We start from the raw sequence: 22,399 nt of genomic DNA on the forward strand, positions 1-22,399 counted from the left end.
TACAGGTGGACCATCGCCGGTTCAGCTTGCCGGTTTTTCCCAACGGTATTGCGCCAGCTCCGGGTTCAGCGGCGTGCGCGCAAACACATTAGCGAAATTGCACAGCGTGGCCAGGCTGACGCCCAGGATCACTTCCAGCGCATGCCCGTCGCTGTAGCCGGCGGCGCGGAACGCGTCATAGCCTGCATCGCTGACATCGCCACGGGTAGCGATCACTTCGCGGGTGAACGCGGCGAGTGTCTCATAGCGTGCATTGGGCAATTCGCCGCGCTGGCGCAGCGCGTCAATCACGTCTTCGGGCAGTTTGGCTTTGTTACGCGCGACGGCGGTGTGCCCGGCCACGCAAAAATCGCAACCATGCTGGGTGGCAGCGATCAGTTGCACCACTTCGCGGTCAGCCAGGCTCAGTTCCGACTTGGCATTCAGGCCGGAAACGGTGATGTAGGTTTCCAACGCGGCCGGAGCATTGGCCAGCACGGCGAGCAGATTGGGAATGAACCCTGAGCCTTTCAGCGCGTTTTCCAGAAAGGGCCTGGCAGCTTGCGGCGCGGTTTCAGGGGTGAGCAGCGGTACGCGGGACATGGAGTGGTCTCCTCATGGGTGAATGACTCCAGTCTGTTGGTTATAAAAAAACCGCTCAATAGGCTAAAGTAGCGATTACTTGCTCTAGAGTCTTTTCATTAGATGAATTCGTCCAGCGCACTCGTCGATTGGTTATTAGACAGCCTCGAACTCAACACTAGTCTGTTCCATGTCGGCCGCTATTGTGGCGACTGGCATGCGAGTACCCATGGCCTGGCCAGGGCGAGTTTTCATCTGATTGTGCAAGGCGAATGCTGGCTGCACATCCACGGCCAGCCGGCGCAGTACCTGAACAACGGCGATGCGGTATTCCTGCTGCGCGACTTGGAATATCGGCTGTCCGGTGCAGACACCGCAGCGGGCGCGCAGGAATGCCCGCGCCGCCCGATGCTGGCGCTCGACAACAACGCCACGGACGGTGTGGGCCTGGTCTGCGGCTTCTTTCATTTCCAGTCCGGGCTGTCGGCGATGATCGTCGACAACCTGCCCGCCTGGATTATCCTGCGCGCCGGCGACCCGTCGTTGACTGCCGCGCGCAATCTGTTCGAACTGATCCTGCAAGAGTGCGAGCGCCAGCCGGCGCCCTCCTCGGCCCTGCTCGAACGGCTGTGCCATCTGTTGTTTCTGTATGTGCTGCGTCAACAAGTGCTGGATAACCGCGAATTGGGCGGGCTGGCGGCACTCGCTCGGCACCCGGCATTTTCCAATTTGTTGGAACAGCTGATTGCACGCCCGGCCGAAAACTGGACGCTGGAGAGCATGGCCGCCTGCACCGGGCTGTCACGCTCGGCGTTTTTCAAGCGTTTCAATGAACTGTGCGGACAATCACCCGGCCAGGTGTTGTTGATGATGCGCATGCGCCACGCCTGCCAGTTGTTCAAGGCGGACCAGACCGTGGCGGATGTATCGCTGGCGGTGGGCTATCAATCGGTGGCGGCGTTTACCCGCGCCTTCCATAAAGTCACCGGGCAACAACCGGGCGCCTACCGCCGCGCGCAAAGCTAGCGCCGCAATCCATTGCCCGGCGCGGCGCACAGCTGCACCAGCCAATCGACAAACACGCGCACCCGCAGGGACAGCTGACGATGCGGTGGGTACAGCGCGGTCAGCGCCATGGTCGGCACCGCCACCTGCGGCAATACCTCCACCAGCGTGCCCTCGGCCAGTTGCTCCATGGCGTGATAATGCGGCGCCTGGATCAGCCCGTAGCCGGCTTCACAGGCGGCGAAATACCCATCGGAGCTGTTCACCGCGACCAGCTTCGCCAAGTTGACCGTGCGCAGTTCGGTGCCGAGCTGGAATTCCAGGCCAAAGCGCTTGCCGCTGGCGCTGGAGACGTACTCGATCATCTGGTGCCGGGCCAGGTCGTCCAGGCTGGTGGGCACACCCATGCGCTGCAGGTACGCGGGGCTGGCCAGGGTCAACTGGTCCATCATCGCCAGTGGTCGCGCCACCAGCGATTCGTCCAACGCCAGGCCACCGCGCAGCACGCAATCGACCCCTTCGCGGATCAAGTCCACCGGGCGATCATTGAGCCCGATATCCAGCTCGATCTGCGGGTAAAGCGCGGTGAACGTCGGCAGCGCCGGAATCACGATCAGACGGCCAATGCCCGACGGCATATCGATGCTCAGCCTGCCTCGCGGGTTTTGCCGGCGCGAGGAAAACACCGCCTCGGTTTCCTCCAGGTCCGTGAGCAACTGCACGCAGCGCTCGTAGTACGCCGCACCGTCGAGGGTCGGGCTGACCTGGCGCGTGGTGCGTTGCAGCAGTTGCACACCGAGGTGTGCCTCCAGTTGCTTGATCAGCACAGTCACCGAGGCGCGCGGCAGTTGCAGGCTGTCCGCCGCCTTGGCGAACCCGCCCAACTCCACGATCCGGGTGAAAACGCGCATGGCATTGAAACGGTCCACGGTGAGCCTCTGAGGATTATTAAGAATTTCCAAATAGTGATAGTGCTTTTAGCCGGTTTATCCAGGTTTTGTCGAGGGCGACAATAGGCGCCTTCATCCAAGGAGCTGAACCATGCGCACTCGTCAACTCGGTAAGAACGGCCCACACGTCTCCGCCATCGGCCTCGGCTGCATGGGCATGAGCGACTTCTATACCCCCGGCCTCGATACCACGCAAGCCATCGCCACCCTGCACCGCGCCCTTGAACTGGGGGTCAACTTCCTCGATACCGCCGACATGTACGGCCCCCACACCAACGAACAGTTGATCGGCAGGGCCATCGCCGGCAAGCGCGATCAGGTGTTCCTGGCCAGCAAGTTCGGCATCCTGCGCGATCCGGCGAACCCGGCGCTGCGCGGTGTGAATGGGCGCCCCGAGTACGTTCGCACGTCCATCGACGGCACGCTGCAACGCCTGGGCATTGAAACCCTGGACCTGTACTACCAGCACCGCATCGATCCCGAGGTGGCCATCGAAGAAACCGTCGGCGCCATGGCCGAGCTGGTGCAACAGGGCAAGGTGCGCTACCTGGGCCTGAGCGAAGCGTCTGCTGCCACGTTGGAACGGGCGCATAAGGTCCACCCCATCAGCGCCTTGCAAAGCGAATACTCACTGTGGAGCCGCGAGCAGGAAGACAACGGCTGCCTCGCCGCCTGCCAACGGCTGGGCATCGCCTTCGTGCCTTACAGCCCGTTGGGCCGGGGCTTTCTGACTGGCGCACTGAAAAGCCCGGAAGATTTCGGCGCTGACGACTACCGGCGGTTCAACCCGCGTTTCCAGGGCGAGAATTTTTCGAAAAACCTGCAACTGGTCAAACAGGTGCAAGCGCTGGCGGCGGATAAAGGCATCACGGCGGGCCAACTGGCGCTGGCCTGGGTATTGGCGCAGGGCGACTACATCGTACCGATCCCAGGCACCAAGCAGCGCAAATACCTGGAAGAGAACGTGGCGGCCGTGTCGATCAGCCTGACGCCGACTGAAGTGTCGGCGCTGGCAGCGATCTTCCCGGCGCACGCAACCGCCGGCATGCGTTACCCCGAGGACGTGATGGCGATGCTCAATATCTGACCTGGCGGCGCCGCTCGACGGCGTCGGCACTTTCTTACACACACCTACCTAAAGCTCCTACCGTCCAAGCCGATAGCCCTACGAAGCTCTAACAAAGCCGCGCCGACAATAACGCTTCGTAAGGACGATCCCATGCCCCCACTGCGCTCCATCCAAGCTCGCTATACCCTGTTCCTGGTGCTGTTCGTCCTGGTGTTATTGGTGTTGACTGTCGTGGGTATCGGCCAGTTGGTCGCACCCAAGCTGCAATACACCGAAGAACAGGTGGTACTCAATCGCATCGGCGAAGTGGCCGAACAGATCCAGGGCGAACTGAACAAGGTTCAGGCCCAGCAACGCACCATCACGCAAACGATTCCGCTGCTCGACAGCGACGCCATCGACAAGGTCCTGCCCGGCCTGGTGGATCAGTACGGCGAGCTGAAAGTATTCGGCGGCGGTATCTGGCCGCTGCCCAACCAGCGCACGCCTGGGCGTAACAAACACAGCACGTTCTGGCACCGTGACGCGTCGGGCAAGTTGGCGGTCAACACCTTCTGGAACAGTGACCCCGCGCCCAACTATTACGACCAGAGCTGGTACAAGGGCGGCCTCGCCTCGCCCCGTGGCCAATGCGCCTGGGCCGCCGCCTACAAGGATGACGCCAGCCAGGAGCCGCGCACCAACTGCGCCATGGCGATCCAGCGTGACGGCGCCGCCTATGGCGTGGCGACCATCGACGTGACCCTGGGCTTCTTCAATGACCTGGTGGCCAGCAAGGAAAAAGACATCGGCGGGCAAATGCTGATCGTCGAAGGCGACGGCAAGATCATCAGCAACAGCTCGCGCATCAGCAGCCCGGTAGTGTTGAAGAACATCAGCGAACTGACCGGCACCTCGGCCTTTGCCGCCCAGGTCAGCAAAGCCCTGGCCCATCGTGACCAGGCCTTGCAACGCAGCGAGTTCGACAACCAGGGCGTGGCCAGCACGTTCTACATGCGTCCGATCGAGGGCACCCCGTGGTTCCTGGCGACCGCCCTGCCCACCTCGCTGATCACCGCCCAACGCAATGACGTGCTCGGCAGCCTGGCGTTGCTGCAAATCCCGATGGTGATCCTGCTGGTGCTGCTCGCGGCGTATGCCATTCGCCAGCTGGTACAGCGCATGAAAGCGCTCAAGGGCAATATCGACGCGCTGTCCGCCGGCGACGCCGACCTCACGCGGCGCATCACCATCCGTGCCGAAGACGAACTGGGCGCCATCGGTCACTCGGTGAACCACTTTATCGTCTACCTGCAAAACATGATCGGTGAAGTGACCCAGGCCACCGGCGCCATGGCCTCGGGCCTTGCGCAGCTGCAGCAGACCTCGGCGCACACCAACCAGATCCTGGTGCGCCACGCTTCAGAAACCGACCAGACGGTGACCGCCATCACCGAAATGAGCTCCACCGCCGACACCGTCGCGCAAAACGCCGCTGAAACCGCAGCGTTCACCCAGCGCGCCAACGAACACGCCGATCGTTCCCGGGTGGTGGTGGGCGAAGCGTCCACCAGTGTCAGCGCCTTGATCGGTGAAGTCGCCAGCGCGACCCACACCGTTGAGAACATGCGCCAGGACGCCGCACGTATCACCGAAACCCTCGGCGTGATCGGCGCCATCGCCGGTCAGACCAACCTGTTGGCGCTCAACGCCGCAATTGAAGCGGCGCGGGCCGGCGAACAAGGCCGCGGTTTTGCCGTGGTGGCCGATGAAGTGCGCGCACTCGCCGCACGCACCCAGGCCAGCACCTCGCAGATCAACGAGATGCTGGCGCGCTTGACCACCGGCGTAAGCTCATCGGTCACCGCCATGGAAAACACCCAGGCCAGCTGCCAGTCGGCGGCGGATGCCACCGCGCGGGTGAACAGCGGGCTCGATGAAATGGCCGGTTCGGTCAGCCATATCAACAACCTCAGCACCCAGATCGCGACGGCCGCCGAGCAACAAAGCGCGGTGACCGAAGAGATCAACCGCAGCATGGTACAGATCCGACATATGGTAGAAGAGCTGGTCGAAAGCGGCCATGCCACTGAAACCAATACCCACAGCCTGCTGGAAGCAAATGGCCGGGTGATTGCCTTGATGGGGCGCTTCAAAGTGCGTTGATCCACGCCTGAATACTCCCGTGCAAAGCGCGGGAGTCGGACTATTCTCACAGCTCCTGGTTTAAAACCCGTCACACAGGAGGTGTGTCATGCACGCTATCGAGCATCCGATCCGCGTGGAGCGAATCAGCCAGGAACGGTTCATCCACGCCCCGGTCGAGGCCGTCTACGACTACGTGACCCAACCCGACCGCTGGCACGAATGGCACCCCACCTCCCTCAGCGCCGACACCGGCACCCACGGCTCCCTGCCGACCGGTGCGCGTTTTACCGAAATCATCGACCTGCTGGGTATCCGCGTGCCGCTGAGCTACCGCGTACACATTGCGCGCTGCCCCTTTGAGTTCATGACCGTGTTCACCTCAGTGGTGGTCGACGGTTCCCTGCATTATTGCCTACAGACACAGCCTGGCGGCACGCTGTTTACGCGGGTACTGACCTATGAGACCGAACTGCAACTGATGACCTTGCATGAGCGCATGATCGAGCTCTCGCGTATCGCGCTGGACCGGCTCAAGCATCGGTTGGAACACGCCAGCGGCTCGACGCAGTAACCCTGCAGCGGGTGTGTTAATCCCCCGTTAATCCCCCCAAACAGCATTCGGAGCATCTTTTTCCCGGAGTTGATGCCCATGCCTTCCATCCGTGACTTATGCGTCGCCGGCCTGCTTACCGCCAGCGCCGCGCCTGTGTTCGCCGCCACCTACGGCCCTGAACTCCAGGGCTTCCAGTACCCCTATCCGGTCGAACGCTTCAACTTCGAATCCCAAGGCAAAAGCCTGCAGATGGGCTATATGGACGTCCCGGCCAAAGGTAAAGCCAACGGCCGCAGCGTGGTGCTGATGCACGGCAAGAACTTCTGCGGCGCCACCTGGGAAGACTCGATCAAAGCCTTGAGCGACGCGGGTTACCGGGTGATCGCGCCAGACCAGATTGGCTTTTGCACCTCCAGCAAGCCCGAACATTACCAATACAGCTTCCAGCAACTGGCGCTCAACACCCACCAGTTACTGGAAAAGCTCGGCATTCAAAAAGCCACGCTGCTCGGCCACTCCACCGGCGGTATGCTCGCCACGCGCTATGCCTTGATGTACCCCGAACAAACCGAACAACTGGCACTGGTCAACCCGATCGGCCTGGAAGACTGGAAGGCCTTGGGCGTGCCCCACCAAAGCGTTGACCAGTGGTATCAGCGCGAGTTGAAACTGAACGCAGACGGCGTGCGCAAGTACGAGCGCGACACCTATTACGTGGGCCGCTGGAAGCCCGAGTACGAGCGCTGGGTGGACATGCTCGTCGGCCTGAATCAAGGGCCGGGGCATACCCTGGTGGCCTGGAACTCGGCGTTGATTTACGACATGATCTTCACCCAGCCGGTGTACTACGAGTTCAAGGACGTGCAAGCGCCCACCCTGCTGCTGATCGGCACCAGCGACACCACCGCCATCGGCAAAGACCTGGCGCCACCGGACGTGAAGGCCAGGGTCGGCAACTACCAGGTGCTGGGCAAACAGGTGGCCAAGCTGATTCCCCATGCGACCTTGGTGGAGTTCGACGGCTTGGGCCATGCGCCGCAGATGGAAGAACCGGCGCGGTTTCATCAAGCGCTGTTGCAGGGTTTGAAGGCCCTTTAACCTGAGTGAGGCACGCGTGCATGTCGCTACAGATCGCAGTCATTGATGATTGGCAGCAAGTGGCCAGCAGCGTGGTGGATTGGTCGGTGCTGGATCCCTTGGGCCAGGTGCATTTTCTCCATGACTACCCCGCCGATACCGCCACGATGGTCGAGCGTCTGCAGACGTTCGACGCCATTTGCGTGATGCGCGAGCGCTCCCTCTTCGACCAGGCCTTACTGCAAGGGCTGCCCAGGCTCAAATTGCTGGTGACCGGTGGCATGCGCAACGCCGCCATCGACATCGCCGCCGCCAAGGCATTGGGTATCCAGGTGTGCGGCACCGACAGCTATAAGCAGGCCGCGCCGGAGCTGACCTGGGCGCTGATCATGGCCTCGACACGTAACCTGCTGGCCGAGGCCAATTCCCTGCGCGCAGGCGGTTGGCAAGTCGGCCTGGGCGGCGATCTGTATGGCAAGACCCTGGGCATCCTTGGATTGGGCAGCATCGGGCAAAAAGTCGCGCAGTTCGCCCAGGTCTTCGGCATGCGCGTGATTGCCTGGAGCGAAAACCTCACGCCGCAACGGGCGGCTGAGTCCGGCGTGACCTGGGTGAGCAAGCGCGAGCTGTTCGAACAGGCTGACATTCTGACCATTCACCTGGTACTCAGCGAGCGTAGTCGCGGCCTGGTCGATGCGCAGGCGTTGAGCTGGATGAAACCCTCTGCCCGGCTGGTGAACACGGCACGCGGGCCGATTGTGGATGAACAGGCGCTGGTTGAGGCATTGAGCAGCGGGCGACTGGCCGGCGCGGCGCTGGACGTATATAGCCAAGAGCCACTACCGCTTGAACATCCCTTCCGCTCCCTGCCGAATGTGCTGGCAACGCCCCATGTCGGTTATGTGAGCGAACAGAACTACCGGCAGTTCTATCAGCAGATGATCGAAGACATCCAGGCCTGGACGAACGGCGTGCCCATTCGGGTGCTCGGCTGACGCACCGTTTCAGTGCAGGCGCCCACTTGTGGCGAGGGAGCTTGCTCCCGCTGGGGCGCGCAGCGCCCCCAAAATAAGGGAGCGCTACGCACTCCAGCGGGAGCAAGCTCCCTCGCCACACTGTTTAAGCCTGCTTAATCTTATAAGTTTTTGTCCTACAATTTCCCCGAATAAACCCTGCAGGCGCTGGAATCTGTCCTAGACTGATGACCGATGGGTCCGTTCCAAAACAAAAACCCCGCAAAAAATCGAAACTTTCGAACTCTGCCGCAGGTCCAGTTTTAGGTAAGGCGAACATATCCGGTTCAGGCCGCATGCCCGCCCATCCAAACTATTTCAGCTAACCGTGCAACTGGCATACGCCTTGCCAGTTTGTATTGCGCTTGTGCGCCTGGCCGCAGGATGCGGTCAATCGGAGCTGATGGCAGCGGGCCATTAGCCGACCAACGAAACAAGGGGAGTGCATTATGATCAGTGCCGCAGTAGTAACTCAGGGAGAGCGTTTTAGTCAGCCGGCAGGGGGGCCTACATCGTTGGCCGACCTGCCCAACACTGTGCGGCCGATCGTGAGTAAGAACCCGAATCGAAAGAAAGTGCTGTTTGTTACCTCCGAGTTTGCCGACTTGGTGAAGACCGGTGGCCTGGGCGACGTCTCCGCCGCCCTGCCCCGCGCCATGGCGCACCTGCACGATGTGCGGGTGCTGATTCCCGGTTACCCGCAGGTGATGGAGAGCGACAACCCGATCCATATCGTCGGTGAGCTGGGCGGCCACGCGGCACTGCCACCGTGCAAGATCGGGCGCATGGACCTCAAGGACGGCCTGGTCATCTATGTACTGATCTGCCCTGAGCTGTACGAGCGTGAAGGCACGCCCTACGGCGCCAACAATGGCCGCGACTGGCCGGACAACCACATCCGCTTCGCCCGCCTGGGCCTGGCCGCCGCCGACATGGCCGCCAACCTGGCGCAGATTCACTGGTGCCCGGACCTGGTGCACGCCCACGACTGGCCCGCTGGCCTAGCCCCGGCGTATATGCACTGGCGTGGTTCACGCACACCGACCCTGTTCACCATTCATAACCTCGCCTACCAGGGCGTGGTGAGCCTGGGCTGCACCCCCGAACTGGGTATTCCGCCCCATGCCCTGCAACAGGAAGGCATGGAGTTCTACGGCAAGATGTCGTTCCTCAAGGCCGGCATGGCTTATTCCAGCCACATCACCACGGTCAGCGCCACCTATGCCGAGGAAATCACCACGCCGGAATTCGGCTGTGGCCTCGATGGCTTCCTGGCCAGTAAAACCCAGCAAGGCCTGCTCAGCGGGATTCCCAACGGCATTGACGAAAGCTGGGAAACGTCGACCGACCCCCATCTGACCCATAATTTCAATATTGGTGACTGGGAAGGCAAGGCCATCAACGCCGCCCAAGTGCGCGAGCTGTTCGGCCTGCATGATTCCACCGGCCCGTTGTTCGCCGTGGTGTCGCGCCTGGTCTACCAGAAAGGCCTGGACCTCACCGAAGCGGTCGCCAGCTTCATCGTTGAAAACGGTGGCCAGATCGCGATCATCGGGCGTGGCGAGCCGGAAGAAGAACAGGCCATGCGTGAGCTGGCGCTGCGCTTCCCAGGCCAGGTTGGCGTGCGCATCGGCTTCAACGAAACCGACGCCCGCCGCATGTTCGCCGGCAGCGACTTCCTGCTGATGCCATCACGCTATGAGCCCTGCGGCCTGAGCCAGATGTATGCCCAGCGTTTCGGCTCGTTGCCGGTAGCGCGCAACACTGGCGGCCTAGCCGACACCATTGAAGACGGCGTCACCGGATTCCTGTTCAACGAATCCACCGTCGACAGCTACAAAGCAGCCCTGGAGCGCGCGTTCAAAGTGTTTTCGTTCCCAGGCCTGCTCAACGCCATGCGCAGCCGCGCCATGACCCAACCCTTCAACTGGTCACAGGCGGTGGAACCCTACGCCGAGCTGTACGAACAACTGGTGGTTAAAGCACTGGGGAAATCGACTAAATAATCAAGAGAGGTCTTCATAGATGCCGTTACGGACTCTGGAAACCTGGCCCCACGGCGCACTGATGCTGGACGCGCAACACACGCGTTTTGCCTTGTGGGCGCCAGACGCGTTTTATGTCAGCGTTGAATTGCAGGACGGGAAATCCATCGCCATGTTGCCCCAGGCAAATGGCTGGTTCGAAGTAGAAGTGGCCTGCCCTGCCGGAACGCTTTACCGCTTCAATATCGACGGCGAACGGGATGTTCCCGACCCCGCCTCCAGGGCCCAGGCGCTGGACGTGCACGGTTGGAGCCGCGTCGTCGACCCGCTTGCGTATGAGTGGCGGCACAGCCACTGGCAAGGCCGCCCCTGGCACGAAGCGGTTATCTACGAACTGCATGTCGGCGCCATGGGCGGTTACGCTGAAGTCGAGAAGCAGCTGCCGCGCCTGGCCGAGCTGGGTGTAACCGCCATCGAACTGATGCCCCTGGCGCAATTCCCCGGTGAGCGCAACTGGGGCTACGACGGGGTACTGCCTTACGCACCCCACTCTACCTATGGCACACCCGAACAACTCAAGCACTTGATCGACAGTGCCCACGGGCATGGCCTGGCGGTGATCCTTGACGTGGTCTACAACCACTTCGGCCCGGATGGCAACTACCTGGGCCAGTACGCCAAGGGTTTCTTCCAGGAAGACGTGCACACCCCATGGGGCGCGGGGATTGATTTCGAACGCCGTGAAGTGCGGGATTTCTTCCTGGATAACGCTTTGATGTGGCTGCTTGAATACCGCTTCGATGGCCTGCGCCTGGACGCGGTGCACGCCATCGACAACCCCGAGTTCCTGCGGGAACTGGCGCAACGGGTGCGCCAGCAGGTCGACACCGGCCGCCACGTGTGGCTGATGCTGGAGAACGAGCTGAACCAGGCCAGCCTGCTCGAACAGGATTTCGACGCGCAATGGAACGATGACTTCCATAACGTGCTGCACGTACTGCTCACCGGCGAAACCGATGCCTACTACAGCGATTTCGCCGAGCAGCCTACCGTCAAACTGGCACGCTGCCTGGGTGAAGGCTTTATCTACCAGGGCGAGCCCACCCGCCACGGCCATACACGCGGCGAACCCAGTGCGGAGCTGCCGCCGACCGCTTTCGTGGCGTTCCTGCAGAACCACGACCAGATTGGCAACCGCGCCCTGGGCGAACGCTTGCATCAACTATGCTCGCCCCAGGCGTTGAAGGCGGCGACCGCGCTGTTGCTGCTGTCGCCGATGATCCCGCTGATGTTCATGGGCGATGAAGTCAATGCCGCGCAGCCGTTCCTGTTCTTCACCGACCATCACGGTGAGCTGGCGCAGGCTGTCCGTGAGGGCCGACGTAACGAGTTCGCCGATTTCGCCGCGTTTCATGACCCCGAGCAGCGCGAACGGATTCCCGATCCCAACGCATTGACGACGTTCCTGCAATCGAAGCCGTCCCTGGTCGAAAACGAGCATACCCAGCTCTATCGCCACTTGCTGGGCCTGCGCCGTCAATACGTGGTGCCCCATCTGCCCGGCAGCGTGGCCCTGGGCGCGCAGGTGCTGGCGGACAGCGCGGTGACTGCGCGCTGGCGCCTGGGCGATGGCAGCGTGTTGCAAATCGACCTGAACCTGAGCGCCGAGCCTATCGACCAGCCCGCCTCGGCACATGTGATCTTTCAAACGCCTGCCGAGCCCGTGGCGCACCTGCCGCCGTTGAGCGCACGCGTGTCCTTATTCCCCGTCGGAGAAGAGTTTTGAGCGAAGCGAACCTGGAACTACTCGCCAGCCGCGCGGGCCTGGCCGTCGATTGGATCGATGCCAACGGTCGCCCGCAACATGTGCAGCCCGACGCCCTGCGCGCCGTGCTCAAAGGGCTGGGGCACCCGGCCGATACCGAGGCCGAGATCGACGCCAGCCTGCGAGAACTGGAACAGGCCCAGCAGGACAAGCATCTGCCGCCGCTTCTGACCGTCGACAGCGGTGAAGGCCTGGACCTGGCGCGATTCTTTGCACCCGACACGCCGTGCCGCGTCCATCTGGAAAACGGTGAAACCCTGGAACTGCGTCTGGACGGAGATGCCGTGCTGCCTGGCGTTATCGCAGTGGGCTACCATCAAGCGCATATCGACGACCAGACGTTTACCCTCGCGGTTGCACCCGCCCAATGCTATAGCGTGGCCGAAGCGGTCGACACCAACCCCGCCCGCGCCTGGGGCCTGAGCGCCCAGCTCTACTCGTTGCGCCGCCTGGGCGACGGTGGTTTCGGCGACACCCTGGCCCTGGAGCACCTGGCCCGCTCGGCCGCCGAGCGCGGGGCCGACGCCCTGGCGATCAGCCCGATGCATGCCATGTTCAGCGCCGACGCCGAGCGCTACAGCCCTTATTCGCCTTCCAGCCGGTTGTTTCTCAACAGCCTGTATGCCTCGCCGGCCTGCATTTTGGGCGAGCGTGAAGTGCGCAATGCCATCGAAACCGCAGGCCTGGCCGAGGAGCTGCATGAGCTGGAACAGCTCACGCTGATCGACTGGCCCGTCGCCGCCAAGGCCAAGCAACGTCTGCTGCGGGCCCTGTATGAAGATTTCCGCCACGGTCACCATCCGCAACACGCCGATTTCCAGAGCTTTCGCCAGACTGGCGGCGAAGCCCTGGAAAACCACTGCCGTTTCGAAGCCGTGCAAGCGTTGCGCGCCGCCGCCGGCGAAGAGCTCGATTGGCGCCACTGGCCGCAAGACTGGCGTACACCGCAGAGCCCGGCGCTGGTGCAGTTCGCCGAGGAGCACCGCGAGGAGATCGGCTATTTCGCCTTCACCCAATGGCTGATCGCGCGCAGCCTGCAACGTGCGCAACAGGCGGCGCGTGGCAGCGGCATGGGTATCGGCCTGATCGCCGACCTGGCGGTGGGCGCGGACGGTGCCGGCAGCCAGGCCTGGAGTCGCCAGGATGAATTGCTCGCCGACCTGACCGTCGGCGCGCCACCGGACATTCTCAACCGTGCAGGCCAGGGTTGGGGCATTTCCGCATTTTCCCCCGAGGGCCTCAAACGCAACGGTTTCCGCGCGTTCATTGAAATGCTGCGGGCCAATTTCGCCCACGCGGGCGGCCTGCGCATCGACCATGTGATGGGCCTGCAACGCCTGTGGGTGATCCCGAACGGCGCATCGCCGCGCGAAGGCGCCTATTTGTATTACCCGGTGGACGACATGTTGCGCCTGTTGGCCCTGGAATCCCATCGTCACCAGGCCATTGTGCTCGGTGAAGACTTGGGCACCGTGCCCGACGGCCTGCGCGAAAAACTCAGCAGCCGGGCGATCCTCGGCATGCGCGTGTTGTTGTTCGAGCAAAACCATGAGGGCCAGTTCAGGCCTATCCTCGACTGGCCCGACAACGCCCTGGCCACCACCAGCACCCACGACTTGCCGACCCTCAATGGCTGGTGGCACAGCCGCGATATCGAATGGAATATCCAGCTGGGCCTGATCGACGCGCCAACCGTAGACCAGTGGAGCGAACACCGCCTGCGCGAACGTCAGGCCCTGCGCCAGGCCTTGAGCCAGGACCCGCAGAACTTCGTCGATGAGATCCGCAACGACACCGACCACATGATCGATGCCAGCGTGCGCTACCTCGGCCACACCCGTGCGCCGCTGGTGTTGCTGCCGCTGGAGGATGCGCTGGGCATGGAGGAACAACCCAACCTGCCCGGCACCACCGACACCCACCCCAATTGGCGCCGCCGCCTGCCAGGCGAAGCGTCCAGCCTGCTCGACAATGTGGGCGCTGCGCGCCGTCTCGAGCTGCTGGCCGTCGCGCGCAACCAAGCTTATGAGCGTGACCGATGAAAGCACTGCCCTTGCGCGCTACCCAGCGCCTGCAATTTCATAAAGGCTTCACCCTGGATGACGCGGTGCCATTAGTGCCGTATTTCGCCCGACTGGGCATCAGCCACCTATATGCCTCGCCCCTGCTCAAAGCCCGTGCCGGTTCGATGCACGGCTACGACGTGGTCGACCCCACCCGCGTCAACCCGGAACTGGGCGGCGAGGCGGCACTGCACCGGCTGGTGGCCGCGTTGCGCGAACACGACATGGGCCTGATCCTCGACATCGTTTCCAACCATATGGCCGTCGGCGGCGCCGACAACCCCTGGTGGCTGGACCTGCTGGAATGGGGGCGCCTGAGCCCCTACAGCGAATTCTTCGATATTCAGTGGCACTCCCCGGACCCGCTGCTCAAAGGCCAATTGCTGATGCCGTTCCTTGGCAGCGATTACGGCGAAGCACTGCAGAGCGGCAGCCTGGTGCTGAAGTTTGACGCGGCGCAGGGTGCGTTTTACGTCGAGCACTACGAACACCGCTTCCCGATCTGCCCGCGGGATTACGCCCTGGTGCTTGGCGGCGACGAGGGGCTCAAGCCCTTGGCCGATCGCTTCGCCACCCTGGCTTATCAGGATGACGCCTACGCCGAAGCCGCTCTGCTCAAACAGGCCCTGGCCGAGCGCGCCAATGAACTGCTGCCCGCCATCGAACAGCGCCTCGCCGCGTTCGACGGGCGTACGCCGGAAGGTTTCGCGCGCCTGCATCAACTGCTGGAACAACAAAGCTACCGCCTGGCCAGTTGGCGCACGGCGGCGGACGACATCAACTGGCGGCGTTTCTTCGATGTGAACGAGCTGGGCGGCCTGCGCGTGGAGCGCACGGCGGTGTTCGAGGCCACCCACGGCAAGATTTTCGAGTTGATCAGCGCAGGCTTGATCGACGGCCTGCGCATCGACCACATCGACGGGCTGGCCGACCCGCGCGGTTACTGCCGCAAGCTTCGGCGTCGGGTGGATGCGCTGTCGCCGCAGCGGCATTTGCCGATCTTCGTGGAGAAGATCCTCGGCGAAGGCGAGACCCTGCGCGAAGACTGGCAAGTGGACGGCACCACCGGCTACGAATTCATGAACCAACTGTCGTTGCTGCAACACCATCCGGACGGTTTCGCGCCGCTGGCCGAGTTGTGGTCACGCCACAGCGAACGGCCCTCGGCATTTATCGAAGAGGCCCGACTGGCGCGCCAGCAGATTCTCAATGGCTCGTTGGGCGGCGATTTCGAAAGCGTGGCCCAGGCGCTGTTGCAGGTGGCGCGTGACGACGTAATGACCCGCGACCTGACCCTGGGCGCGATCCGGCGCGCCTTGCAGGAACTGATCGTGCACTTCCCGGTGTACCGCACCTATATCAGCGCACGCGGGCGCAGCGCGGCTGACGACAAGGTATTCCAGCAGGCCATGGAAGGAGCGCGCAGCACCCTGAGCGAAGGTGACTGGCCGGTGCTCGATCACCTGGAAAAATGGCTCGGTGGGCAACCCTGGCGCAATCGCCCGCTGGGCCGCGAGCGCAAGATGCTCAAGCATGCCTGCGTGCGCTTCCAGCAACTGACCTCGCCCGCCGCCGCCAAGGCTGTGGAAGACACGGCGTTCTACCGTTCGGCGGTGCTGTTGTCGCGTAACGATGTGGGCTTCAGCACCGAGCAGTTCAGCGCGCCGTTGGCCGATTTTCACGCGGTCAACCAGCAGCGGCTGCAGTGCTTTCCCCACAACCTGCTGGCCACCGCCACCCACGACCATAAACGCGGCGAAGATACCCGCGCCCGTCTGGCGGTGCTGAGCGAGTGCGCTTCCTGGTATGCCGAGCAGGTCGAACACTGGCGCAGCCTGGCCGCGCCGCTGCGCGACAGCGCCGACAGCCCTTCGGCAGGCGATGAACTGATTCTGTATCAGGTGCTGCTCGGCAGCTGGCCGCTGGAGCCGAACCCCGACCTTGAGGCCTATCAGCAACGCCTGTGGCAATGGCAACAGAAAGCCCTGCGCGAAGCCAAGCTGCAGAGCAGTTGGAGCGCGCCCAACGAGGCCTACGAACAGGGCGTCGAAGCGTTCCTGAAGCGCGTGTTGCTCAGTGAGGCCGGCGCCCCGCTGCGCAGCGCCCTTACCGCTGCAGCCGAGGCGATTGCACCCGCTGGTGCCTTGAACGGGCTGGCGCAGTCTTTGCTTCACCTGAGCGTGCCGGGCGTGCCGGATGTCTATCAAGGCGATGAGTTCTGGGACTTCAGCCTGGTAGACCCGGACAACCGCCGCCCGGTGGACTTCCAGGCGCGGCAACGCGCTTTGGAGGCGCCAGTGGACACCGCTGAACTGTTGGCCAACTGGCGCGACGGGCGTATCAAACAGGCGCTGATCGCACAGGTACTGACCTTGCGCAAGGCTAACCTCGAGGTGTTCAGCGACGGTGCCTACACTGCCCTGGAGGTGGTTGGGCAACAGGCCGAGCACGTCGTGGCCTTCTGCCGCGAACACCAAGGCAACCATGTGCTGGTAGTGGTGCCACGTTGGTCCCGGCGCTTGCTCGAAAATGCGCTGCAGCCGTTGATTCCTGCGCAGGTTTGGGGCGATACGCGGGTGAAGTTACCGTTCGCCGCCGCAACGCAAAACTGGAAGGGACTTTTTCAGACGAGCGTAGTCACACCAGACAAGGAGCTGTTGATCAGCGCTGCCCTGGGGGATTTCCCGGTCAATGTCTTTATCAATTCCGATAGTCAAGAAAGCTGAACATTTTCTCTGAGGAGTGTGTGATGAGTAATGAAGACAAACGCATCCGCGAACTGGCGCATCAGATCTGGGAGTCCGAAGGCAAGCCTCACGGTGAAGATGCCCGTCATTGGGAGATGGCGCGCAAGCTGGCCGAAGCCGAGGCGCTGACGCCAAGCAAGCCCAAGCCGGCCGCCAAGCCGAAGACGGCCCCAAAGGCAACGGCCAAAGCCAAGCCGGCTGAGCCTGCCGCCGCCAAACCGGCGCCAAAGAAGCCCGCTGCGCCGAAAAAGCCCAAACCTCCCGCTCATTGATCGCCGCGCCCCCTGACTGCCTTGCTGTCGGGGGAGCTTTTATCTCTTTACGTCATACGCTGAATAACTGTCAGTACGGCCGCGTTCGGCCCGAAAAAAAGAATCCCTGCAGGAGCAACACCATGAGCAAGCCCGAAAAAGCCTCAACGACGCCGGACCACGAGCCGTCGCGGATTCGTGAAGGTTTGCCCTTCCCTCTTGGCGCCACCTGGGACGGCCTGGGCGTCAACTTCGCGCTGTTTTCGGCCAACGCCACCAAGGTCGAACTGTGCCTGTTCGATGATGCTGGCGAGGTGGAACTGGAGCGCATCGAACTGCCCGAATACACCGACGAGATCTTCCACGGCTACCTGCCCGACGCCCACCCCGGGCTGATCTACGGCTACCGTGTGTATGGTCCTTACGACCCGGCCAACGGCCATCGTTTCAACCACAACAAATTGCTGATCGACCCCTATGCCAAGCAATTGGTGGGCGAACTCAAATGGTCTGAAGCCCTGTTCGGCTACACCATCGGCCACCCCGACGACGACCTCAGCTTCGACGAGCGCGACAGTGCCCCCTTCGTGCCCAAATGCAAGGTCATCGACCCGGCGCACACCTGGGGCAATGACCAGCCGGTGCGCGTGCCGTGGGACCGCACCATTATTTACGAGACCCACCTGCGCGGCATCAGCATGCGCCACCCTTCGGTCGGCGAATCCGTGCGCGGTACCTGCGCCGGGCTGATGGAAGATGACGTGCTCAAACACATCCGCCAGTTGGGGGTTTCTTCGGTCGAGCTGTTGCCGGTCCACGCCTTCGTCAATGACCAGCATTTGCTGGAAAAAGGCATGACCAACTACTGGGGCTACAACAGCATCGCATTTTTTGCGCCCGACCCGCGCTACCTGGCCAGCGGCAAGATCGCCGAGTTCAAGGAGATGGTCGCGCACCTGCATGAGCAGAAGCTCGAAGTGATCCTCGATGTGGTCTACAACCACACTGCCGAAGGCAACGAGCGCGGCCCTACCCTGTCGATGCGCGGCATCGACAATGCCTCGTACTACCGGTTGATGCCCGATGACAAGCGCTTCTACATCAATGATTCCGGCACCGGCAACACCTTGGACCTGAGTCACCCCTGCGTGCTGCAGATGGTCACCGACTCCTTGCGTTACTGGGCCACCGAGATGCACGTCGACGGCTTCCGCTTCGACCTTGCGACGATTCTGGGGCGCTACCGCGACGGCTTTGACGAACGTCACAGCTTCCTCGTGGCATGCCGCCAGGACCCGATCCTGCGCCAGCTCAAATTGATCGCCGAACCCTGGGACTGCGGGCCCGGCGGCTATCAGGTGGGCAATTTCCCACCTGGCTGGGCAGAATGGAACGACCGTTTCCGCGATACCGTGCGTGCCTTCTGGAAAGGCGACGACGGCCAGCTGGCAGACTTCGCCGGGCGCATGACGGCCTCGGGTGAGATGTTCAACCACCGTGGGCGCCGGCCTTACAGCTCGGTGAACTTCATCACCGCCCACGACGGTTTTACCCTGCACGACCTGGTGTCGTACAACGACAAGCACAACGAAGCCAACGACGAAAACAACCAGGACGGCAGCAACAACAACCTGTCGTGGAACCATGGCGTCGAAGGCCCTACCGACGATCCGGAAATCAACGAACTGCGCCTGCGCCAGATGCGCAACTTCTTCGCCACCCTGCTGCTGGCCCAAGGCACGCCGATGATCGTGGCTGGCGATGAATTCGCCCGCACCCAGCACGGCAACAACAATGCCTACTGCCAGGACAGCGAAATCGGTTGGGTCAACTGGGACCTGGACGACGACGGCAAGGCGCTGCTCAAGTTCGTCAAACGCTTGATCAAGTTGCGCCTGGCTTACCCGATCCTGCGTCGCGGGCGCTTCCTGGTCGGCGACTACAACGAAGACATCGGCGTGAAGGACGTCACCTGGCTGGCGCCGGATGGCAATGAAATGACCACTGAGCAGTGGGAAGACAGCAACGGTCGTTGCCTGGGCATGCTGATGGATGGCCGCGCCCAAGAGACCGGGATTCGGCGTGCCGGTGCCGATGCCACTCTGTTGCTGGTGGTGAATGCCCATCACGACATGGTCAATTTCCGCCTGCCACCGGTACCCCAGGGCGAGTTCTGGAATTGCCTGCTCGATACCAACGACCCTGCGGTGCGTGGCCAGGAGCGCTTTGACTTCGAACACGAGTACGCTGCCACCGGCCGCTCGCTGCTCCTGTTTGAGCTGCAACACGACGACGAGGTGTGAGATGGCGTTGCACGGATTCCTTTCCGGCTACCGGGGCTATGCGGACACGCAAGCCCTGGGCAAGGCCTTGAAGGACCTTCAGGAAGAGGGCCTGGACCAACTGCCGTTGCCCGGCAGCGGCCAGACGCTTTCGCGCTATAGCGGGCTGGCGCAAGTCGCCGGCCATGACCTGCGCCTGTGCAAGCTGTTCGAAGGCCACACCGATGCGCTGGCGATCATTGCTGAACTCGACAGCCCGCTGCCGCCTTTGGGCAGCACCTGGGGGATGTGGGCCGCCGAGCCGCCGAGCGCCAAGGTGCGCGTGCGGCGCGACGGCCAGCGCTTGATCGTCGACGGGCGTAAAGCCTGGTGTTCCGGTGCGTCTGTGGTCTCGCACGGGTTGTTGACTGCGTGGGACGAGGAGGACCGTCAGCAACTGGTGGCCGTGGAAATGGACCAGCCGGGCGTCACGGTAACGGATGAAGGTTGGGATGCGGTGGGCATGGCCGCCACCGGCAGTGTCGAGATCGTCTTCAGCGAGGCCAGGGGCCTCGCAGTCGGCGGGCCGGGCGACTATCTGGCGCGTCCGGGGTTCTGGCATGGCGGCATTGGCATTGCGGCGTGCTGGTATGGCGCGGCGCAGCGCCTGGCCGAAGTGCTGCGCGAGCAGTGCAGCAAGCACCCTGAGCCGCATGCCCCGGCCCACCTCGGCGCGGTGGACAGTGCATTGAACAGCGCAGCCTGCGTGCTGCGCGCCAGTGCCGAGCAGATCGACCGGGCACCGACCGCCGATGCCCGGTTGCTGGCCCAGCAAGTGCGCGCGTGCGTCGAGGAAACCGTCGAGCAGGTGATCCAGCATGTCGGCCGTGGCGTAGGCGCGGGGCCTTACTGCAAGGACCCGCACTTCGCCCAATTGATGGCGGACTTGCCGGTGTACGTACGCCAAAGCCACGCCGAACGCGACTTGGCCGCCCTGGGCATGCAGGTCGCCGGCGAACCTTCAGGGAGGTGGCAGTTATGAAACCCAACCCGATTGTCGGCCAAGGCACCTCCCTACATTACTGGCAAACCTCGTCGCGCCTTGCTGAACTGCCGCATATCAGCGTTGAGCAACTGGTACCGGAGGGGCACCGTGCGGTCATCATCGCCCCGCACCCGGACGATGAAGTGCTCGGCTGCGGCGGTTTGCTGCAAGGCCTGGCCGATCTGGGCCGGCCCATTCAGTTGATCTCGGTCACCAACGGCAGCGCCAGCCATCCAGGCTCGCAACGCTGGCCGGTGCAACGTTTGAGCGTGGTGCGCCCTCAGGAGTCGGCCCAGGCCCTGCATCGCCTGGGCTTGCCGATGCACAGTCTGAAGTGGCTGCGCGCCGGGTTCAGCGACAGCAAAGTTGCCGAGCGCGAGGAAGAACTGGCCGTGTTCATCCAGCGCCACCTCAAACCCGACGACGTGGTATTCGCCACCTGGCGCGAAGACGGCCATTGCGACCATGAGGCTGTCGGCCGCGCCAGTGCGAAAGCCGCCCAGGCCGTGGGCGCCACCTTGTACGAACTGCCCGTGTGGACCTGGCACTGGGCGACCGCCGAAGACGGCATGGTGCCGTGGCACCGTGCGCGCAAGATCCCTTTGACGCCCGAGAGGGTGGCGCGCAAACGCCATGCCATCCACGCCTTCGCCAGCCAGCTGGAGGGCGACCCCCAGATCGGCCTCCCCCCCGTACTGGCGCCCTATGTGGTGGAGCGCTTGCTGCAACCTTTTGAAGTGGTGTTCGTTTGAGTGTGACAACCCCTTATTTCGACCAGATGTTCGCCGGCAACGACGAGCCGTTGATGCGTAACCGGGAACGTTGCGGCGCTTCCATCGCCTGGAGCCACAGCCCGCAAGTGATCACCAGCGCACGCCTGGAGTGTCGCGCCCAGGGTGGTTTCGGTGACTATTTGAAGAGCCTGATGCAGGTTTCTTAAAAAGAACCACATTTCTTGTCTATGCTTATAACCTATCGCACAGCGCTCCAGGATCGGAGCGCCGCGCACTCACCGCAGCGGAGCCTGGGGTGAACACACACGCTTGAACCGACAAGGATGTGACACTCGATGAAAACCGCCTCGTTAAGCGAGGGCCGTCGCGGCCCCGCGCAAATCTGGAACAGCGCGCCGCAGTTGGCGCATATTCCCGCTATCTCGCTGACCAGCCTGGTACCGCCCGGCGCCCGGGTGGTGGTGATTGCCCCTCACCCCGGCGATGAAGTGCTCGCCTGCGGGGGCCTGCTGCAGCTGCTCAGCACCCGCGCGCACCCGTTGAAATTAATTTCCATCACCGATGGCAGCGCCAGCCACCCTGGCTCCCAGGTCTGGTCGGCCAACCGCCTGAGCGCGGTGCGCCCCCAGGAAAGCGCCGAGGCCCTGCGCCGCTTGGGCGTGCCACTGCACAGCCTGAAATGGATTCGTGGCGGGTTTCGCGATAACGCCCTGGCCAGCCATGAACAACCGATCAGCCAGTTCATCGCCCGCTACCTGCAGCCAGGTGACGTGGTGTTCACCACCTGGCGCCATGATGGCAACGATGACCACGAAGCCGTCGGCCGTGCCAGCGCCAACGCGTGCAAATTGGTGGGCGCGCAACTCTATGAACTGCCGATGTGGGCCTGGCACTGGCCGGCACGCGAAGGCTCGGTGATGCCTTGGCAACGCGCGCGCAAGTTGTGCCTCGACACTTGGAGCGTGGCGCACAAGCTGCACGCCGTGCACGCCTACGCCAGCCAGCTGATGGGCGACCCCGCGATCGGCCTTGCGCCAATGCTTGCCCAGGTGTTGCTGGAGCGCATGCGCGAGCCCTACGAAATTGTGTTCATCTAGGCAAAGGTGGCAAAACGCCGGTGCCCAGCGCATGAA

17 protein-coding genes and 1 pseudogene are annotated in these 22,399 nt (G+C 62.9%); 16 read left to right on the forward strand and 2 right to left on the reverse strand.

Annotated elements, in window-relative coordinates:
* Positions 1-21 precede the first annotated feature (21 nt).
* Positions 22-582, reverse strand: a complete 561-nt coding sequence (locus C4J87_RS13530) for a carboxymuconolactone decarboxylase family protein (RefSeq protein WP_124367191.1) — start codon at positions 580-582, stop codon at positions 22-24.
* A gap of 102 nt (positions 583-684) precedes the next feature.
* Here C4J87_RS13530 and C4J87_RS13535 point away from each other — a divergent pair, with 102 nt between their 5' ends.
* A complete protein-coding gene (locus tag C4J87_RS13535; RefSeq protein WP_124367192.1) occupies positions 685-1,587 on the forward strand; it encodes an AraC family transcriptional regulator in 903 nt (300 codons plus the stop codon).
* Here C4J87_RS13535 and C4J87_RS13540 read toward each other — a convergent pair.
* Positions 1,584-2,495 (reverse strand): LysR family transcriptional regulator, encoded by a 912-nt coding sequence (locus tag C4J87_RS13540; protein WP_124367193.1) that lies wholly within the window; start codon positions 2,493-2,495, stop codon positions 1,584-1,586. The genes C4J87_RS13535 and C4J87_RS13540 overlap by 4 nt on opposite strands.
* A 112-nt stretch (positions 2,496-2,607) precedes the next feature.
* Here C4J87_RS13540 and C4J87_RS13545 point away from each other — a divergent pair, with 112 nt between their 5' ends.
* The 15 genes and pseudogenes from C4J87_RS13545 (at position 2,608) to C4J87_RS13620 (ending at position 22,363) form a co-directional block, all read left to right on the forward strand.
* Positions 2,608-3,603, forward strand: coding sequence for an aldo/keto reductase (locus C4J87_RS13545; RefSeq protein WP_124367194.1), 996 nt, complete (start codon positions 2,608-2,610; stop codon positions 3,601-3,603).
* A 132-nt stretch (positions 3,604-3,735) separates the two neighbouring features.
* The gene (locus tag C4J87_RS13550) at positions 3,736-5,730 is read left to right on the forward strand and encodes a methyl-accepting chemotaxis protein (protein WP_124367195.1); all 1,995 of its coding nucleotides are present in this window, start codon (positions 3,736-3,738) and stop codon (positions 5,728-5,730) included.
* An 88-nt stretch (positions 5,731-5,818) separates the two neighbouring features.
* Positions 5,819-6,283 carry an SRPBCC family protein gene (locus tag C4J87_RS13555; protein WP_124367196.1) on the forward strand — a complete coding sequence of 155 codons (465 nt, stop codon included), beginning with the start codon at positions 5,819-5,821 and terminating at the stop codon, positions 6,281-6,283.
* A gap of 78 nt (positions 6,284-6,361) precedes the next feature.
* Positions 6,362-7,363: an alpha/beta fold hydrolase gene (locus C4J87_RS13560; RefSeq protein ID WP_124367197.1), complete on the forward strand. Its 1,002-nt coding sequence runs from the start codon at positions 6,362-6,364 to the stop codon at positions 7,361-7,363.
* Between the two features lie 20 nt (positions 7,364-7,383).
* Positions 7,384-8,337 carry a D-2-hydroxyacid dehydrogenase family protein gene (locus C4J87_RS13565; protein ID WP_124367198.1) on the forward strand — a complete coding sequence of 318 codons (954 nt, stop codon included), beginning with the start codon at positions 7,384-7,386 and terminating at the stop codon, positions 8,335-8,337.
* 467 nt (positions 8,338-8,804) lie between these two features.
* Positions 8,805-10,361, forward strand: a complete 1,557-nt coding sequence (glgA, locus tag C4J87_RS13575) for a glycogen synthase GlgA (protein ID WP_124367199.1) — start codon at positions 8,805-8,807, stop codon at positions 10,359-10,361.
* A 19-nt stretch (positions 10,362-10,380) separates the two neighbouring features.
* Positions 10,381-12,126 (forward strand): malto-oligosyltrehalose trehalohydrolase, encoded by a 1,746-nt coding sequence (treZ, locus tag C4J87_RS13580; RefSeq protein ID WP_124367200.1) that lies wholly within the window; start codon positions 10,381-10,383, stop codon positions 12,124-12,126.
* Entirely contained in the window at positions 12,123-14,207 is a 2,085-nt protein-coding gene (gene malQ / locus C4J87_RS13585) for a 4-alpha-glucanotransferase (protein WP_124367201.1), read from the forward strand. The genes treZ and malQ overlap by 4 nt, the downstream gene beginning before the upstream one ends.
* Complete coding sequence (locus tag C4J87_RS13590; protein ID WP_124367202.1) at positions 14,204-16,954, forward strand: malto-oligosyltrehalose synthase; 2,751 nt, start codon at positions 14,204-14,206, stop codon at positions 16,952-16,954. The genes malQ and C4J87_RS13590 overlap by 4 nt, the downstream gene beginning before the upstream one ends.
* Positions 16,955-16,977: 23 nt before the next feature.
* Positions 16,978-17,247 carry a DUF2934 domain-containing protein gene (locus C4J87_RS13595; RefSeq protein WP_124367203.1) on the forward strand — a complete coding sequence of 90 codons (270 nt, stop codon included), beginning with the start codon at positions 16,978-16,980 and terminating at the stop codon, positions 17,245-17,247.
* Positions 17,248-17,369: 122 nt separating this feature from the next.
* The gene (glgX, locus tag C4J87_RS13600) at positions 17,370-19,529 is read left to right on the forward strand and encodes a glycogen debranching protein GlgX (protein WP_124363041.1); all 2,160 of its coding nucleotides are present in this window, start codon (positions 17,370-17,372) and stop codon (positions 19,527-19,529) included.
* 1 nt (position 19,530) lies between these two features.
* Positions 19,531-20,529 (forward strand): acyl-CoA dehydrogenase family protein, encoded by a 999-nt coding sequence (locus tag C4J87_RS13605; protein WP_124367204.1) that lies wholly within the window; start codon positions 19,531-19,533, stop codon positions 20,527-20,529.
* Complete coding sequence (locus tag C4J87_RS13610; RefSeq protein ID WP_124367205.1) at positions 20,526-21,284, forward strand: PIG-L deacetylase family protein; 759 nt, start codon at positions 20,526-20,528, stop codon at positions 21,282-21,284. The genes C4J87_RS13605 and C4J87_RS13610 overlap by 4 nt, the downstream gene beginning before the upstream one ends.
* A 56-nt stretch (positions 21,285-21,340) precedes the next feature.
* A pseudogene (locus tag C4J87_RS13615) lies at positions 21,341-21,472 on the forward strand (glycosyltransferase family 2 protein); the annotation flags it as partial.
* Between the two features lie 129 nt (positions 21,473-21,601).
* Entirely contained in the window at positions 21,602-22,363 is a 762-nt protein-coding gene (locus C4J87_RS13620; RefSeq protein WP_124367206.1) for a PIG-L deacetylase family protein, read from the forward strand.
* Positions 22,364-22,399: the final 36 nt, after the last annotated feature.

Source organism: Pseudomonas sp. R1-43-08, from assembly GCF_003852255.1.
Taxonomy (GTDB): domain Bacteria; phylum Pseudomonadota; class Gammaproteobacteria; order Pseudomonadales; family Pseudomonadaceae; genus Aquipseudomonas.

Coding starts and splice junctions, on each gene's coding strand:
- C4J87_RS13530 (WP_124367191.1), bottom strand. CDS start 582: ATGTCCCGCGTACCGCTGCTCACCCCTGAAACCGCGCCGCAAGCTGCC.
- C4J87_RS13535 (WP_124367192.1), top strand. CDS start 685: ATGAATTCGTCCAGCGCACTCGTCGATTGGTTATTAGACAGCCTCGAA.
- C4J87_RS13545 (WP_124367194.1), top strand. CDS start 2,608: ATGCGCACTCGTCAACTCGGTAAGAACGGCCCACACGTCTCCGCCATC.
- C4J87_RS13550 (WP_124367195.1), top strand. CDS start 3,736: ATGCCCCCACTGCGCTCCATCCAAGCTCGCTATACCCTGTTCCTGGTG.
- C4J87_RS13555 (WP_124367196.1), top strand. CDS start 5,819: ATGCACGCTATCGAGCATCCGATCCGCGTGGAGCGAATCAGCCAGGAA.
- C4J87_RS13560 (WP_124367197.1), top strand. CDS start 6,362: ATGCCTTCCATCCGTGACTTATGCGTCGCCGGCCTGCTTACCGCCAGC.
- C4J87_RS13565 (WP_124367198.1), top strand. CDS start 7,384: ATGTCGCTACAGATCGCAGTCATTGATGATTGGCAGCAAGTGGCCAGC.
- glgA (WP_124367199.1), top strand. CDS start 8,805: ATGATCAGTGCCGCAGTAGTAACTCAGGGAGAGCGTTTTAGTCAGCCG.
- treZ (WP_124367200.1), top strand. CDS start 10,381: ATGCCGTTACGGACTCTGGAAACCTGGCCCCACGGCGCACTGATGCTG.
- C4J87_RS13590 (WP_124367202.1), top strand. CDS start 14,204: ATGAAAGCACTGCCCTTGCGCGCTACCCAGCGCCTGCAATTTCATAAA.
- C4J87_RS13595 (WP_124367203.1), top strand. CDS start 16,978: ATGAGTAATGAAGACAAACGCATCCGCGAACTGGCGCATCAGATCTGG.
- glgX (WP_124363041.1), top strand. CDS start 17,370: ATGAGCAAGCCCGAAAAAGCCTCAACGACGCCGGACCACGAGCCGTCG.
- C4J87_RS13605 (WP_124367204.1), top strand. CDS start 19,531: ATGGCGTTGCACGGATTCCTTTCCGGCTACCGGGGCTATGCGGACACG.
- C4J87_RS13610 (WP_124367205.1), top strand. CDS start 20,526: ATGAAACCCAACCCGATTGTCGGCCAAGGCACCTCCCTACATTACTGG.
- C4J87_RS13620 (WP_124367206.1), top strand. CDS start 21,602: ATGAAAACCGCCTCGTTAAGCGAGGGCCGTCGCGGCCCCGCGCAAATC.